This window comes from Pectobacterium jejuense (assembly GCF_026800125.1).
Lineage (GTDB): Bacteria > Pseudomonadota > Gammaproteobacteria > Enterobacterales > Enterobacteriaceae > Pectobacterium > Pectobacterium jejuense.
On sequence record NZ_JAPQKX010000059.1, the window covers coordinates 1 to 247 of the forward strand.

Consider the following 247-nt stretch of genomic DNA (forward strand, 5'->3'; position numbering starts at 1 on the left):
GCAGGGTAGCCGGGGTCGAGCGGGACATAGGCGGCGCCGGCCTTGAGAATGCCGAGGAGGCCGATAACCATGTCGAGAGAGCGCTCGACGCAGATGGCGACGCGGTCATCGGGTTTTACGCCGAGTGACAGCAGGTGGTGCGCGAGCTGGTTGGCGCGGCGGTTGAGCGTCTCATAGGAGAGGTGCTGGTCTTCAAAGAGGACGGCGATGGCCTCGGGCGAGCGGGCGGCCTGGTCTTCAAAGAGCT

Annotated in this window: 1 protein-coding gene; it reads right to left on the bottom strand. The window is 65.6% G+C overall.

The window, feature by feature from the left end:
- On the bottom strand, nt 1-247 hold a 247-nt coding region (locus NXT09_RS22450), incomplete at both ends, for an AMP-binding protein (protein WP_268581206.1).